Annotated in this window: 13 protein-coding genes and 1 tRNA gene; all 14 read right to left on the bottom strand. The window is 65.3% G+C overall.

Going from position 1 to position 16,293, the window contains the following annotated elements; all coding sequences use genetic code 11:
• Positions 1-97 (bottom strand): GTP-binding protein (locus ACRWK7_RS20030; RefSeq protein ID WP_038054197.1); only part of this gene is annotated, 97 nt, incomplete at its 3' end.
• A 75-nt stretch (positions 98-172) separates the two neighbouring features.
• Entirely contained in the window at positions 173-2,269 is a 2,097-nt protein-coding gene (gene fusA, locus ACRWK7_RS20025; protein ID WP_185895431.1) for an elongation factor G, read from the bottom strand.
• Between the two features lie 176 nt (positions 2,270-2,445).
• Positions 2,446-2,913 (bottom strand): 30S ribosomal protein S7, encoded by a 468-nt coding sequence (rpsG, locus tag ACRWK7_RS20020; protein WP_056879074.1) that lies wholly within the window; start codon positions 2,911-2,913, stop codon positions 2,446-2,448.
• Positions 2,914-2,926: 13 nt separating this feature from the next.
• A complete protein-coding gene (rpsL, locus tag ACRWK7_RS20015) occupies positions 2,927-3,301 on the bottom strand; it encodes a 30S ribosomal protein S12 (protein ID WP_055945224.1) in 375 nt (124 codons plus the stop codon).
• 235 nt (positions 3,302-3,536) lie between these two features.
• The gene (gene rpoC / locus ACRWK7_RS20010; protein ID WP_185895430.1) at positions 3,537-7,766 is read right to left on the bottom strand and encodes a DNA-directed RNA polymerase subunit beta'; all 4,230 of its coding nucleotides are present in this window, start codon (positions 7,764-7,766) and stop codon (positions 3,537-3,539) included.
• Between the two features lie 87 nt (positions 7,767-7,853).
• Entirely contained in the window at positions 7,854-12,005 is a 4,152-nt protein-coding gene (gene rpoB / locus ACRWK7_RS20005; protein WP_185895429.1) for a DNA-directed RNA polymerase subunit beta, read from the bottom strand.
• A gap of 236 nt (positions 12,006-12,241) precedes the next feature.
• Positions 12,242-12,613 carry a 50S ribosomal protein L7/L12 gene (gene rplL, locus ACRWK7_RS20000; RefSeq protein WP_142126299.1) on the bottom strand — a complete coding sequence of 124 codons (372 nt, stop codon included), beginning with the start codon at positions 12,611-12,613 and terminating at the stop codon, positions 12,242-12,244.
• 60 nt (positions 12,614-12,673) lie between these two features.
• Positions 12,674-13,210, bottom strand: coding sequence for a 50S ribosomal protein L10 (gene rplJ, locus ACRWK7_RS19995; protein ID WP_093487379.1), 537 nt, complete (start codon positions 13,208-13,210; stop codon positions 12,674-12,676).
• A 474-nt stretch (positions 13,211-13,684) separates the two neighbouring features.
• The gene (gene rplA, locus ACRWK7_RS19990) at positions 13,685-14,383 is read right to left on the bottom strand and encodes a 50S ribosomal protein L1 (protein WP_162109798.1); all 699 of its coding nucleotides are present in this window, start codon (positions 14,381-14,383) and stop codon (positions 13,685-13,687) included.
• A 3-nt stretch (positions 14,384-14,386) separates the two neighbouring features.
• Positions 14,387-14,815, bottom strand: coding sequence for a 50S ribosomal protein L11 (gene rplK, locus ACRWK7_RS19985; protein ID WP_162109799.1), 429 nt, complete (start codon positions 14,813-14,815; stop codon positions 14,387-14,389).
• A gap of 197 nt (positions 14,816-15,012) precedes the next feature.
• Positions 15,013-15,570, bottom strand: a complete 558-nt coding sequence (gene nusG / locus ACRWK7_RS19980) for a transcription termination/antitermination protein NusG (RefSeq protein WP_431858035.1) — start codon at positions 15,568-15,570, stop codon at positions 15,013-15,015.
• Positions 15,571-15,583: 13 nt separating this feature from the next.
• The gene (secE, locus tag ACRWK7_RS19975; protein WP_162109801.1) at positions 15,584-15,973 is read right to left on the bottom strand and encodes a preprotein translocase subunit SecE; all 390 of its coding nucleotides are present in this window, start codon (positions 15,971-15,973) and stop codon (positions 15,584-15,586) included.
• Between the two features lie 62 nt (positions 15,974-16,035).
• Positions 16,036-16,111: transfer RNA gene (locus ACRWK7_RS19970), tRNA-Trp, on the bottom strand.
• Positions 16,112-16,212: 101 nt separating this feature from the next.
• Positions 16,213-16,293 (bottom strand): hypothetical protein (locus ACRWK7_RS19965; protein ID WP_080585530.1); only part of this gene is annotated, 81 nt, incomplete at its 5' end.

The raw sequence follows: 16,293 nt of genomic DNA, 5'->3' as shown, positions 1-16,293 counted from the left end.
TCAGCGCCGCCGTCAGCGTCGTCTTGCCGTGGTCAACGTGGCCAATCGTGCCCACGTTCACGTGCGGCTTGGTGCGTTCGAATTTACCCTTTGCCATTGTCTTCTACCTTGTTATGCGTGATTCATGACGGGAGCGCCGGGCATCGCACCCGCGATGCCCGGCCCCCTACTCTTAGTTCTTCTTGACGACCGCGTCGGCGATGTTGGCCGGCGCTTCCGCGTAATGGTCGAATTCCATCGAGAACGTGGCGCGACCCTGCGACATCGAACGCAGCGTGGTGGCGTAGCCGAACATTTCGCCCAGCGGCACCATCGCGTTGATCACCTTGCCGGACGGACTGTCGTCCTGACCCTGCAGGATGCCGCGACGACGGCTCACGTCGCCCATCACGTCGCCCAGATAGTCTTCCGGGGTGACGATCTCGACCTTCATGATCGGCTCCAGCAGGACCGGCTGGGCCTTGCTGAAGGCTTCCTTGAACGCCATCGAGCCGGCGACCTTGAACGCCATTTCGTTGGAGTCGACGTCATGGAAGGAGCCGTCCACGGCCTTGATGGCGATGTCGACGACCGGGAAGCCGGCCAGCGGACCGCTCTTCATGGCTTCTTCGATGCCCTTGCCCGCCGCTGCGACGTATTCCTTCGGCACAACACCGCCCACGATGGCGCTCTCGTACGAGAAGCCCACGCCGCGCTCGACCGGCGACATCTCGATGACGATGTGGCCGTACTGGCCGCGACCGCCCGACTGGCGCACGAACTTGCCTTCCTGCTTGATCGCCTTGCGGATCGTCTCGCGATAGGCCACCTGCGGCTTGCCGACGTTGGCCTCCACGTTGAACTCGCGCTTCATGCGGTCAACGATGATGTCCAGGTGCAGCTCGCCCATGCCCGAGATGATGGTCTGACCCGATTCCTCGTCGGTACGGACGCGGAACGAGGGATCTTCCTGCGCCAGACGGCCCAGCGCCAAACCCATCTTCTCCTGGTCGGACTTGGTCTTCGGTTCCACGGCCATCGAGATGACCGGCTCCGGGAAGCTCATGCGCTCGAGGATGATTGGGGCGTCCTGGGCACACAGGGTGTCACCGGTGGTGACGTCCTTCAGGCCCACGGCAGCCGCGATATCGCCGGCCAGCACTTCCTTGATCTCGTCACGGTTGTTGGAGTGCATCTGCAACAGACGACCGATGCGCTCCTTCTTGCCCTTGACCGAGTTGAAAACCTGATCGCCGGCATTCAGCGTTCCCGAATACACGCGGAAGAAGGTGAGCGAGCCGACGAACGGATCGGTCATGATCTTGAAGGCCAACGCCGAGAAAGGCGCCTTGTCGCTGGAATCGCGGGTCAGCTCCTTGGATTCGTCATCCACGTCGGTGCCCTTCACCGCCGGCACGTCCACCGGCGACGGCAGCAGCTTGACCACGCCGTCCAGCATGGCCTGCACGCCCTTATTCTTGAATGCCGAGCCGCAGAACATCGGCACGATCTCGGTCTTCAGCGTACGGGCACGCAGCGCGGAATAGATCTCGTCCTCGGTCAGCTCCTCGCCACCCAGGTACTTGTCCATCAGCTCTTCATTGGCCTCGGCGGCCGACTCGACCATGAACGCACGAGCCTCCTCCGCCACGGACTGCAGGTCAGCCGGGATGTCGCGGTACTCGAAGGTCATGCCCTGGGTCTTGTCGTCCCACGCGATGGCCTTCATCTTGACCAGGTCGACCACGCCGACAAAACCATCCTCGGCACCGATCGGCACCTGCATCGGCACCGGCGAGGCGCCCAGACGCGACTTCAGCTGGTCACGGACCTTGAAGAAGTTGGCGCCCGTCCGGTCCATCTTGTTGACGAACGCGATGCGCGGAACGTGGTACTTGTTGGCCTGGCGCCACACGGTCTCGGACTGCGGCTGCACGCCGCCCACGGCACACAGGACGAACACCGCGCCGTCGAGTACGCGCAGCGAGCGCTCCACTTCGATGGTGAAGTCGACGTGCCCGGGGGTGTCGATGATGTTGAAGCGGTGCTCCGGCATGGACTTGTCCATACCCTTCCAGAACGCGGTGGTGGCGGCGGACTGGATCGTGATGCCACGCTCCTGCTCCTGCTCCATCCAGTCCATGGTCGCGGCACCGTCGTGCACTTCACCGATCTTGTGGCTCTTGCCGGTGTAGAACAGGATGCGCTCGGACGTGGTGGTCTTGCCGGCGTCGATGTGCGCCATGATGCCGAAGTTGCGGTAACGCTCGATGGGAGTGGTGCGAGCCACGACAGTCTCTCTTTTCTGATGGAGGGCCGGCGGGATGCCGTGGCCTTCCGTGGAGGGCGGATCTTCAGATGGCCGAATGCCGCCTTTCGGCGGCCTTCGGGATCGGGACGCCGGAGCGCGTCCCAGGGGCACCTAGATGGTGCCGAGGGCCCTTGATCGCAAGGGCCCGCAGGCCGTTACCAGCGGTAGTGCGCGAACGCCTTGTTCGCTTCCGCCATGCGGTGGGTCTCTTCACGCTTCTTGATGGCGCCGCCGCGGTTCTCGGAAGCATCCAGCAGTTCGGCGGCCAGCTTGCGCGGCATGGAGTTCTCGCCGCGCTTGCGGGCGGACTCGATCAGCCAGCGCATCGCCAGCGCCATGCGACGCGAGGAACGCACTTCGACCGGCACCTGGTAGGTGGCGCCGCCGACGCGGCGGGACTTCACCTCGACGGCCGGAGAGACGTTGTCCAGCGCCTTCTCGACCAGTTCCAGGGCGTTCGGGTTCTTCTCGCCGATCACGTCCATGGCGCCGTAGACGATCTTCTCGGCGACGGACTTCTTGCCGCTCAGCATCACCATGTTGATGAAGCGGGCGATCGTCTGGCTGCCGTGCTTGGGGTCCGGCAGGATTTCACGTTGGGGGGCAGAGCCTTTGCGCGACATGTTCGTTTATTCCTTAAGCCTTGGGACGCTTGGCGCCGTACTTGGAACGGCCCTGACGGCGCTTGGCGACGCCCGAGGCGTCCAGCGAGCCGCGCACGGTGTGGTAACGCACGCCCGGCAGGTCCTTCACGCGACCGCCGCGCACGAGCACCACGGAGTGCTCCTGCAGGTTGTGGCCTTCGCCGCCGATGTAGCTGATGATCTCTTCCTGGTTGGTCAGGCGCACCTTGGCGACCTTGCGCAGGGCCGAGTTCGGCTTCTTCGGGGTGGTCGTATAGACACGGGTGCACACGCCGCGACGCTGCGGGCAGTTGTCCAGCGCGGGCGACTGGCTCTTGTACGTGGGGGCCTGCCGCGGCTTGCGGACCAGCTGATTGACGGTTGCCATAGTGGATTCTTCGTGTGAAGGCCGGAGCCTTGTTTGACATGAAAACGAAGGCAGGCCGCAAGACGGCCCACCTAGACGGAAAAGTATAGCCGGCCACCCGCCCTACCGTCAACGCGACGGGGGTGGGTGCCTGCCAACTGACTGCGATCCCGCCCTTCCTGGGCCGAAAACGAGGCGCGTCCTGCGCCTCTTTTCGTGGTCTGGGACGGCCCGGGGGCCGTCGGGTGGTACCGATTTAGCTGGCGCTGGACTCCTCGCCCGCCTCGTCCGAGGCCACGGCCGCCGGAGCGACCGGCTCGCTGACGACGCCGGAAAGGGCGTCGACCTCGGCCTCGGTCAGACCGGAGGCATTGCGGCGGCGCTGGTTGTGATACGCCAGACCGGTGCCGGCCGGGATCAGGCGACCGACGATGACGTTCTCCTTCAGGCCGCGCAGGGTATCGCGCGTACCACGGACAGCCGCCTCGGTCAGCACGCGGGTGGTCTCCTGGAAGGAGGCCGCGGAGATGAACGATTCGGTCGCCAGCGACGCCTTGGTGATGCCCAGCAGCACGGGATCGTACTTGGCGGGCAGCTCGTTACGCGCTGCCAGCTTGGCGTTCTCCTCGATCACGCGCTGCTTCTCGACCTGCTCGCCCGCCAGGAACTTGCTGTTGCCGGCATCGGTGATCTCGACCTTGCGCAGCATCTGGCGGGTGATCACCTCGATGTGCTTGTCGTTGATCTTCACGCCCTGCAGGCGGTACACGTCCTGGATTTCCTTCACCAGGTAGGCGGCCAGCGGCTCGACGCCCAGCAGGCGCAGGATGTCCTGCGGGCTCGGCTCGCCGTCCACGATGGTTTCGCCCTTGGCCACGTGCTCGCCTTCGAACACGATGATCTGGCGGAACTTCGGGATCAGCTCCTCGTGCTCGGAACCGTCGGTGTCCTTGATGATCAGGCGCTGCTTGCCCTTGGTGTCCTTGCCGAAGCTGATGATGCCGGAACGCTCGGCCAGGATGGCCGGGTCCTTCGGCTTGCGGGCTTCGAACAGGTCGGCCACGCGCGGCAGACCGCCGGTGATGTCGCGCGTCTTGGACGCTTCCTGCGGCACCTTGGTGACCACGTCGCCCACGCCGACGGGCGCGCCGTCCTGCAGGTTGACGATCGAGCGCGGCGGCAGCAGGTACTGCGCCGGCAGGTCGGTCCCCGGAATGCTCAGGTCCTTGCCGTCCTTGTCCACGATGCGGACGATCGGACGCAGGTCCTTGCCCTGCGAACCGCGACGCTTCGGATCGGTGATCTCGCGCGAGGCCAGACCGGTCAGTTCGTCGGTCTTCTCGATGACGGTGACGCCGTCGACGAAGTCGACGAAGCGCACGAAACCGGCCACTTCCGACACGATCGGGTGGTTGTGCGGATCCCAGTTCGCCACGGCCTGGCCGGCGGTGATCTGGTCGCCGTCCTTGACGTTGATGGTGGCGCCGTAGGGCAGCTTGTAGCGCTCGCGCTCGCGGCCGTGGCCGTCGAGCACCGACAGTTCACCCGAACGCGAGACGGCGACCAGGCTGCCGTTAGCGTGTTCGACGAACTTCAGGTTGTTGAACTTGATCGAGCCGGTGGTCTTGACGGTGATGTTGTCGACCGCCGCCGCACGCGATGCCGCACCACCGATGTGGAACGTACGCATGGTCAGCTGGGTGCCGGGCTCGCCGATCGACTGCGCGGCGATGACGCCGACCGCTTCGCCGATGTTGACGATGTGGCCACGGGCCAGGTCGCGGCCATAGCAGTGGGCGCAGACGCCGAAATCGGACTCGCAGGTGATGGTGGAGCGCACCTTCAGCGCCTGCACGCCGGCGTCTTCCAGCTTCTGCACCCAGGCTTCGTCCAGCAGCGTGTTGCGGGTGACGATCGGATCCTCGTCGTTGCCCGGCAGGAACACGTCCTCGGCCACGATGCGGCCCAGCACGCGGTCACGCAGCGGCTCGACCACGTCGCCGCCTTCCACGATCGGGGTCATCATCAGGCCTTCCGACGTGCCGCAGTCGACCTCGGTGATCACCACGTCCTGCGCCACGTCGACCAGGCGACGGGTCAGGTAACCGGAGTTCGCGGTCTTCAGCGCGGTATCGGCCAGGCCCTTGCGGGCACCGTGCGTGGAGTTGAAGTACTCCTGCACGTTCAGGCCTTCGCGGAAGTTCGCCTTGATGGGCGTCTCGATGATCGAGCCGTCGGGGCGGGCCATCAGGCCGCGCATGCCGGCCAGCTGGCGGATCTGGGCCTGGCTACCACGGGCGCCGGAGTCGGCCATGATGTAGAGCGAGTTCATCGACTTCTCGTTGATGGTCTCGCCCTTGGCGTTCTTCACCTTGTCGGTGCCGATGGTGTCCATCATCGCCTTGGCGATGCGCTCGTTGGTGCGCGACCAGATGTCGACCACCTTGTTGTAGCGCTCGCCGGCGGTGACCAGACCGCTCTGGTACTGTTCCTGGATCTCCAGCACTTCCTGCTCGGCTTCGCCCAGGATGCCCTTCTTCTCGGCCGGGATCAGCATGTCGTCGATGCCGATCGAGACGCCGGCGCGCGTGGCGTACGCGAAGCCGGTGTACATCAGCTTGTCGGCGAACACGACCGTGTCCTTCAGGCCCAGCATGCGGTAGCTGGAGTTGATCAGGCGGCTGATGGCCTTCTTGTTCAGCTCGGTGTTCACCAGGGCGAACGGCAGGCCTTCCGGCAGGATCTCGGCCAGCAGCGCGCGACCGATCGTGGTGTCCACGATGCTGGTCTGCTTGCTGCGGCCACCTTCCTCGTCGATCACGGTGCCGCTGATGCGGACCTTGACCTTGGCGTGCAGCTCGACGGCGCGGTTGTCGTAGGCGCGCTTGACCTCGGCGATGTTTGCGAACGCCATGCCCTCGCCCTTCTTGTTCTCCAGCGCGCGGGTCATGTAGTACAGGCCCAGCACGACGTCCTGCGACGGCACGATGATCGGCTCGCCGTTGGCGGGCGACAGGATGTTGTTGGACGACATCATCAGCGCGCGCGCTTCCAGCTGGGCTTCCAGCGAGAGCGGCACGTGCACGGCCATCTGGTCACCGTCGAAGTCGGCGTTGAACGCCGTACAGACCAGCGGGTGCAGCTGGATGGCCTTGCCTTCGATCAGCACCGGCTCGAACGCCTGGATGCCCAGGCGGTGCAGCGTCGGCGCGCGGTTCAGCAGCACCGGGTGTTCGCGGATGACCTCTTCCAGGATGTCCCAGACGTCGGCTTCTTCGCGCTCGACCAGCTTCTTGGCGGCCTTGATGGTGGTGGCCAGGCCGCGGCGCTGCAGCTTGGCGAACACGAACGGCTTGAACAGCTCCAGCGCCATCTTCTTCGGCAGGCCGCATTCGTGCAGACGCAGGGTCGGGCCGACCACGATGACCGAACGGCCGGAGTAGTCGACGCGCTTGCCCAGCAGGTTCTGGCGGAAGCGGCCCTGCTTGCCCTTGATCATGTCGGCCAGCGACTTCAGCGGGCGCTTGTTGGTGCCGGTGATGGCGCGGCCGCGGCGACCGTTGTCCATCAGGGCGTCCACCGACTCCTGCAGCATGCGCTTCTCGTTGCGCACGATGATGTCGGGCGCGTTGAGCTCCAGCAGGCGGCGCAGGCGGTTGTTGCGGTTGATGACGCGGCGGTACAGGTCGTTCAGGTCGGAGGTCGCGAAGCGGCCGCCATCCAGCGGCACCAGCGGACGCAGGTCCGGCGGCAGCACGGGCAGCACGGTCATGACCATCCATTCAGGACGGTTGCCCGACTCCAGGAACGCCTCGATCAGCTTGATGCGCTTGGTGAGGCGCTTGAGCTTGGTCTCGGAGTTGGTGCTGGCGATTTCCTCGCGCAGGTTCACCATCTCGGCCTGCAGGTCGATGGTGCGCAGCAGGTCGTAGACGGCCTCGGCGCCCATGGCGGCGTCGAAGTCGTCGCCATGTTCCTGGCGCGCCTGCATGAACTGCTCTTCGGTCAGCAGCTGGCGGCGTTCGAGCGAGGTCAGGCCCGGCTCGGTGACGACATAGGCTTCGAAGTACAGCACGCGCTCGATGTCGCGCAGGGTCATGTCCAGCATCAGGCCGATGCGCGACGGCAGCGACTTCAGGAACCAGATGTGCGCGACCGGGCTGGCCAGGTCGATGTGGCCCATGCGCTCACGGCGCACCTTGGCCAGCGTCACTTCCGTGCCGCACTTCTCGCAGACCACGCCGCGGTGCTTCATGCGCTTGTACTTGCCGCACAGGCACTCGTAGTCCTTGATCGGGCCGAAGATGGCCGAGCAGAACAGGCCGTCGCGCTCGGGCTTGAACGTCCGGTAGTTGATGGTTTCCGGCTTCTTGACTTCGCCGAAGGACCACGAACGGATCAGGTCCGGCGAAGCCAGCGCGATCTTGATCGCGTCGAAGTCCAGCGTCTGGCGCTGCTGGTTGAAGAGGTTGAGCAGGTCTTTCATTTTGTTTCTCCGTCAGGAGGAATCTTTGTCGGGGGCGGGATGACGTGTTTCGCAACGCGGGCGCAGGGAAGCGCCCGCGCGTCGCGATCAGTCTTCCAGTTCCATGTTGATGGCGAGCGAGCGGATTTCCTTCACCAGCACGTTGAAGGATTCCGGCATGCCCGCGACCATCTCGTGGGCGCCATCGACGATGTTCTTGTACATCTGGTTGCGGCCCTGCACGTCGTCCGACTTGACCGTCAGCATTTCCTGCAGGGTGTGCGCCGCGCCGTAGGCTTCCAGCGCCCAGACTTCCATTTCACCGAAGCGCTGGCCGCCGAACTGCGCCTTGCCGCCCAGCGGCTGCTGAGTGACGAGCGAGTACGGACCGGTGGAACGCGCGTGCATCTTGTCGTCCACCAGGTGGTTCAGCTTCAGCATGTGCATGTAGCCGACCGTGGTGTGGCGGTCGAACGCCTCGCCGGTGCGGCCGTCGTACAGCTGGGTCTGGCCGCTGATCGGCAGGTCCGCGAGCTCGAGCATGTGCTTGATCTCGGTTTCCGCCGCGCCGTCGAACACCGGGGTGGCCATCGGCACGCCGTCGGTCAGGTTCTTGGCCAGCGCGATCAGTTCGGCATCGCTGAACTGGTCCAGGTCCACGCGGTCCTCGCCCAGCTTCTGGTCGTGGTTGTAGATCTGGGTCAGGAACTTGCGCAGGTCGGCGACCTTGGCCTGGGCTTCCAGCATGTTCTGGATCTTCTTGCCCAGTCCCTTCGCGGCCCAGCCCAGGTGGACTTCCAGCACCTGGCCGATGTTCATACGCGACGGCACGCCCAGCGGGTTCAGCACGATGTCCACCGTCTCGCCGTTGGCCATGTAAGGCATGTCCTCGACCGGCACGATGGTCGACACGACGCCCTTGTTGCCATGACGGCCGGCCATCTTGTCGCCCGGCTGGATACGGCGCTTCACGGCCAGGTACACCTTGACCATCTTCAGCACGCCCGGGGCCAGGTCGTCGCCGGCGGTGATCTTGCCGCGCTTGTCGGCGAAGCGGCGCTCGAACTCCTTCTCGTGCGCCTGGATCTGCATCTGGGCGCGCTCGATGGCGTCGGAGGCGTCATCGTCCTTCATGCGCAGGGTGAACCACTCGGACTTCTTCAGCCCGTCCAGGTACGCGTCGGTGATCGCGTCGCCCTTCTTCAGGCCTGCCGGACCGCCGTTGGCCACCTTGCCGACCAGCTGCGAACGCAGGCGGGCGTAGATGGCGCCTTCCAGGATGCGGAACTGGTCGTCGAAGTCCTTCTTGACGCGCTTGATCTCGTTCTCCTCGATCTGGCGCGCGCGCTTGTCCTTCTCGATGCCGTCGCGGGTGAAGACCTGCACGTCGATGACGGTGCCGTCCATGCCCGGGGGCACGCGCAGCGAGCTGTCCTTCACGTCCGAGGCCTTCTCGCCGAAGATCGCGCGCAGCAGCTTCTCTTCCGGGGTCAGCTGGCTTTCGCCCTTGGGCGTGACCTTGCCGACCATGATGTCGCCGGCGCGCACTTCGGCACCGATGTACACCACGCCGCTCTCGTCCAGGCGGTTCAGCGCCTGCTCGGAGACGTTCGGGATGTCGGCGGAGATCTCTTCCGGCCCCAGCTTGGTGTCGCGCGCGACGCAGGTCAGCTCTTCGATGTGGATCGTGGTGTAGCGATCCTCTTCCACCACGCGCTCGGAGAGCAGGATGGAGTCTTCGAAGTTGTAGCCGTTCCACGGCATGAACGCGATCAGCATGTTCTGGCCCAGCGCCAGCTCGCCGATGTCGGTCGACGGACCGTCGGCCAGCACGTCGCCGCGCGCCACCACGTCGCCCACGTTCACCAGCGGACGCTGGTTGATGCAGGTGTTCTGGTTGGAGCGCGTGTACTTGATCAACGAGTAGATGTCGACGCCGGCATCGGTTTCGCCGGAGATCTCGCTCTCGTTGACCTTCACCACGATGCGGCCGGCGTCGATCTGCTCGACCACGCCGCCACGACGGGCGTTCACGGTCACGCCCGAGTCGCGCGCCACGGCGCGCTCGATGCCGGTACCGACCAGCGGCTTCTGCGCACGCAGCGTCGGCACGGCCTGGCGCTGCATGTTGGCGCCCATCAGTGCGCGGTTGGCGTCGTCGTGCTCCAGGAACGGCACCAGCGCCGCCGCGACCGACACGGTCTGCATCGGCGAGACGTCCATGTAGTGCACTTCGCTCGGCGGCTTCAGCAGCGATTCGCCCTGGTAGCGGCACGGCACGAACTGTTCGGTCAGGCGGCTCTTGGCGTCGTGCAGCGCGTTGGCCTGCGCGATGACGTACTCGTTCTCCTCGATCGCCGACAGGTACTCGATCTCGTCGGTGATCACGCCGTCCACGACCTTGCGGTACGGCGTCTCGAGGAAGCCGTAGCTGTTGGTGCGCGCATACACGGCCAGCGAGTTGATCAGGCCGATGTTCGGGCCTTCCGGCGTCTCGATGGTGCAGACGCGGCCGTAATGGGTCGGGTGCACGTCGCGGACTTCGAAGCCGGCACGCTCGCGGGTCAGGCCGCCCGGGCCGAGGGCCGAGACGCGACGCTTGTGCGTGACTTCCGACAGCGGGTTGTTCTGGTCCATGAACTGGGACAGCTGCGAGGAGCCGAAGAACTCCTTGATCGCGGCCGCCACCGGCTTGGCGTTGATCAGTTCCTGCGGGGTCAGGCCCTCGGACTCGGCCATCGACAGGCGCTCCTTCACGGCGCGCTCGACGCGGACCAGGCCCACGCGGAAGACGTTCTCGGCCATTTCGCCGACCGAACGCACGCGGCGGTTGCCCAGGTGATCGATGTCGTCGACGGTGCCGCGGCCGTTGCGGATCTCGGTCAAGACCTTGATGACGTCCAGGATGTCCGAGGTCTCGCCCAGGCTGGCGACCAGGCGCTTGGCTTCTTCATCGTTGCGCGCGCCGAAGTACTTCTTGTCGTACAGCACGGCTTCGCCGGTGGTTTCCTTGCGGCCCACGCGACGGTTGAACTTCATGCGACCGACGTTCGACAGGTCGTAGCGCTCGAAGGTGAAGAACAGGTTGTGGAACAGGTTCTGCGCGGCGTCCTTGGTCGGCGGTTCGCCGGGACGCATCATGCGGTAGATCTCGACCAACGCTTCCAGCTGGGTCTTGGTCGGGTCGATGCGCAGGGTGTTGGACAGGTACGGGCCGCGGTCCAGGTCGTTGACCCACAGCGTGCCCACGGCATCCACGCCAGCCTTGCGGAACTTGGCCAGCTGGTCGTCGGTGATCTCGTCGTTGGCGGCGGCCAGCAGCTCGCCGGTGTTGGCGTCGATCACGTCGTGCGACAGGATGCGGCCCACCAGGTATTCGTCCGGCACGGCCAGGGCGGCGATGCCCGACTGCTCCAGCTGCTTCACGTGGCGCGCGGTGATGCGCTTGCCGGCTTCGACGATGACCTTGTCGCCGTCGGCCAGGTCGAAGTTCAGCGTCTCGCCGCGCAGGCGCTCGGCGACCAGTTCCAGCTGCACGCCTTCGGGCAGGATGTGGAACGTGTTGACGTCGAAGAACTCGTTGAGCATCTCCTCGTTGGAGTAGCCCAGGGCGCGCAGCAGGATCGAGACCGGCAGCTTGCGGCGGCGGTCGATACGGGTGAACAGCGCATCCTTCGGGTCGAACTCGAAGTCCAGCCACGAGCCGCGGTAGGGAATGATGCGGGCGCTGTACAGCAGCTTGCCCGAGCTGTGCGTCTTGCCGCGGTCGTGGTCGAAGAACACGCCCGGCGAACGGTGCAGCTGCGAGACGATGACGCGCTCGGTGCCGTTGACGATGAAGGTGCCGTTGTCGGTCATGAGCGGAATCTCGCCCAGGTAGACCTCCTGCTCCTTCACGTACTTGATGGCCTTGGTGGACGACTCGCGGTCGTAGATCACCAGGCGCACGGTCACGCGCAGCGGGGCGCCGTAGCTCAGGCCGCGGTTGCGGCACTCGCGCTCGTCGAACACCGGCTCGCCCAGCTTGTAGCCGACGTATTCCAGCGCGGCGTTGCCGCTGTAGCTGGCGATCGGGAAGACCGACTTCAGCGCGGCGTGCAGGCCACGGTCCTCGCGCTTGGCGGGATCGGCATGCTCCTGCAGGAATTCGCGGTAGGAGTCGACCTGGATGGCCAGCAGGAACGGGACTTCGAGGATCGAGCGCTGCTTGCCGAAGTCCTTGCGGATGCGCTTCTTTTCGGTGAACGAATATGTCGTCATGTGACTGTGCCTTTGGCAGCGTGGGGCGCGCGTCCGCGACCGCACGGGGGACATTCTTTCGAACGGGGGAATTTTCAGTTGGAAGTCGCTGGTATTGCCGGCACCAGCACGCCCTCTGCTGCTACTTCCAACTACAAACTCGCATTTACATCGCTACGTCTTGAAACGACCGAAGGCCAGGGGCTTTCGCCCCCGGCCTCGGGTTGTCGCCTGAGTGGACCGGCGACGGATACGGCTTACTTGACTTCGACGCTCGCACCAGCGGCTTCGAGGTCCTTCTTGAACTTCTCGGCATCTTCCTTCGACACGCCTTCCTTCAGGACACCGCCGGCCTCGGTGAGGTCCTTGGCTTCCTTCAGGCCCAGGCCCGTGATGGCGCGGACGGCCTTGATGACGTCGACCTTCTTCGCACCGGCGTCCTTCAGGACGATGGTGAACTCGGTCTGCTCTTCGACCGGGGCGGCGGCAGCGGCCGGGCCGGCAGCGGCGACGACCGGGGCGGCGGCGGAGACGCCGAACTTCTCTTCGATGGCCTTGACCAGCTCCATCACTTCCATCAGGGTCTTGCCGGCGATGGCGTCGACGATCTGTTCGTTGGAAAGGGACATTGTGTTTACCTTTGGAAATTATCTGGGATTAGGGTTCGTAGAACCGTAGAAGACGTCGGATCAGGCTTCGGCCGGGGCTTCGGCGGCGGCTTCCGCCGGCGCTTCGCCACCACCTTGCTTGTCGGCCACGGCCTTGACGGCGCGGGCGAACATCGAGGCCGGTTCGGCCAGCACACGGGCCAGCATGGCCAGGGCCTGGTCGCGGGTCGGCAGCGACGCTAGGACTTCCACATGGCTGGCCGGATACAGCTGGCCACCCACGGAGACGACCTTCGGCTGCAGCTTGTCGTTACCCTTGGCGAATTCCTTGATCAGGCGACCGGCAGCGCCGGGCTCCTCGGTCGAAAACGCATACAGCAGCGGACCGACGAGCTTGTCCTGGACAACCTCGAACTCGGTACCGGCCACGGCACGCACGGCCAGCGTGTTCTTGACAACCTTCAAGTACACGCCGGTCTCGCGGGCCTTCTTGCGCATCGCGGTCATCTGACTGACCGTGGTGCCTGCGTATTCGGCGGCGACCAGGGAGTGCGCCTTGGCGGCGACGTCTGCCAGCTCGGCGACTACTTCTTGCTTCTGGGACAGATTGAGAGCCATACACTCCTCACTTATTGACTCCGCTCGCGACTCCTGCCGCTTGCGGTCCTGGACGGCACCCGTCCGTGGGTACCGGGGACACGGAGGTCCCGTCGGTGGCCTGTCTGACTGGCGACCTTGCGGTCGTGCTCCAGAAAACTTCCAGAAGGCGGCACCATCTGCGCAGGCGCATTCCCGGGGGAATGGATTAAGCGATCCCGCTAGCCACGACGGCGATTCCCTGCCAGCACGAGCTTCCCTGCCCGTCGTCGTTGCGCGCTGACCGCACCTGCGGTCTTTGACGGCTGTCGCTTGCACCGGCATCCCGGCCTGGGCGACTGCCCTCAAAATTTTTGCCGTCGTTCCCGCGAAGGCGGGAACCCAGCGACTTTGCTTTCTTCCAGTTGACTCAGACTTCGAGTCACTGGATCCCCGCCTTCGCGGGGATGACACACCGGCAAAGGCGCTCGCGCGATGCGCGAGCGCGCCGGCGCGTCACTTCAGGGACAGCGAGGACTGGTCGACGGTGACGCCGGGGCCCATGGTCGAGCTGACCGAGATCTTCTGCAGGTACTGGCCCTTCGAGGTGGCCGGCTTGGCCTTCACCAGGTCGATCAGCAGCGCCTGCAGGTTCGACTTCAGCGCTTCGTCGTCGAAGCTGGCCTTGCCGATGGTGCAGTGGATGATGCCGGCCTTGTCGGTGCGGTAGCGCACCTGGCCCGACTTGGCGTTCTTCACCGCCTCGGCCGGGTTCGGCGACACGGTGCCGACCTTCGGGTTCGGCATCAGGCCGCGCGGACCCAGGACCGTACCCAGCTTGCCGACCACGCGCATCGCGTCCGGCGTGGCGATGACCACGTCATAGTTGATGTCGCCGGCCAGCATCTTCTCGGCCAGGTCGTCCATGCCGACGGCTTCGGCGCCAGCGGCGGCGGCTTCGTCGGCCTTGGCGCCGGCCGGGGCGAACACCGCCACGCGGACCGACTTGCCGGTACCGGCCGGCAGCACGGTGGAACCGCGCACCTGCTGGTCGGACTTCTTGGCATCCACGCCCAGGCGCACGGCCACGTCGACGGACTCGACGAACTTGGCCTTGACCGCGGTCTTGACGATCTTCAGGGCCTCGTCGATGGCGTACGCCTTGCCGGGGGTCACGGCGGCCAGGATGGCCTTCTGTCGCTTGTTCTGTGCCATCTCTTAACCCTCTACCGTCAGGCCCATGGAGCGGGCCGAACCCGCGATCGTACGCACCGCCGCGTCCAGGTCGGCCGCGGTCAGGTCGGGTTCCTTCGCCTTGGCGATGTCCTCGAGCTGCTTGCGGGTGACCTTGCCCACCTTCTCGGTGTTCGGGCGCTTGGAGCCGGACGTGATGCCGACGGCCTTCTTCAGCAGGATCGTCGCCGGCGGCGTCTTGGTGATGAAGGTGAACGTACGGTCGGAATAGGCCGTGATGACCACCGGAATCGGCAGGCCCGGCTCCAGCTTCTGCGTGGCGGCGTTGAACGCCTTGCAGAACTCCATGATGTTCAGGCCGCGCTGACCCAGCGCAGGACCGACCGGCGGCGAGGGGTTGGCCTGACCGGCCTTCACCTGCAGCTTGATGTAACCGACAACTTTCTTTGCCATGTGAGTACTCTCCGGGTGCTAGCGCCTGTGAAGGCTCCCCATCGGACCGGGAAAATCACGCGTCCCGGCATCGCGTATCTCGAATGCGCCGACGGCCGCCCGAAGGCGGCCATGGCCCCCGCCGGCTCAGCCGTTCAGGGAGCCGCGCAGTATATCAGGCTTTCGGCAAGGCCGCCTGGGCGCCCCTGCCGACCGGCTCAGGCCTTCTCGACCTGGCCGAACTCCAGCTCCACCGGGGTGGAGCGGCCGAAAATCAGCACCGCCACGCGCAGGCGGCTCTTTTCGTAATTGACTTCCTCGACCACGCCGTTGAAGTCGTTGAACGGGCCGTCGGTGACGCGGACCATCTCGCCCGGCTCGAACAGGACCTTGGGCTTGGGCTTCTCGACGCCTTCCTGGACGCGATCCAGGATGGCCGCCGCTTCTTCGTCGCGGATCGGCAGCGGACGATCGGCGGTACCGCCGATGAAGCCGAGCACCTTGGAGGTGTCCTTCACCAGGTGCCAGCTCTCGTTGTCCATGCGCGGGATGCCACCCTCGTCATGGGTATCGATCTGGACCAGCACATAACCCGGGAAGAACTTGCGCTCGGAACGGCGCTTCTGGCCGGAGCGCATCTCCACGACCTCTTCGGTCGGGACCAGCACATCGCCGAACTTCTCCTGCATGCCATCGCGGACGATGCGGTCGCGCAACGCCTGCGCCACCGACTTCTCGAACCCGGAATAAGCATGGACGACATACCAGCGCTTCACTGAGCGACTCTCCTCAACGGCCAAAATTCAGGAACCACTCGATCAACGCCTGGATGGCGAAGTCGAAACCGGCCAGGATCAGGCTGAGCACGATCACCACGGCGATGACCACCCAGGTCGTCCGGGTGGCTTCCTCGCGCGTCGGCCACACCACCTTGCGCAGCTCGAAACGCGACTCGGCGAGGAATTCGCGGGTATCGCGCCCCTTGCCGGTCTGCAGGAACACCAGCGCACCCAGCACCAGGCCCGCGACCACCGCCAGCGAACGCAGCGGCGTGGCCCACTGCCCGTTGAACCACCACCACGCGACCAGACCACCCACGACCAGCGCGAGCGCCAGGACGTACTTGGCGATGTCGGCCGCGGGCGTGCCGGCTTTGGATTGTTCGACCTTGCTGTTCAAGTCAGTTGTCGCTCTTTAGCTCGAGGGGAGCACGGCAGAGCCGGACTCCGCGGGGAAGGAAGTGGCACGCCAGGAGGGACTCGAACCCCCAACCTGCGGTTTTGGAGACCGCTGCTCTGCCAATTGAGCTACTGGCGTATCGATTTGCTACAACCTTCCCTTAGACGGCGAAGGCGGACCGAGGTTCCGGCCCGCCCTTCGCGCTGTCCGGCGAACCCGTCGCCGGGACCGCCGGGGCCTTACTTGATGATCTTGGCCACCACGCCGGCGCCGACCGTACGGCCGCCCTCGCGGATCGCGAAGCGCAGGCCTTCGTCCAT

This window comes from Azospirillum sp. (genome assembly GCF_050789165.1).
The sequence above is the reverse complement of the archived record's forward strand: the minus strand, read 5'-3'. Positions and strand labels throughout refer to the sequence as shown.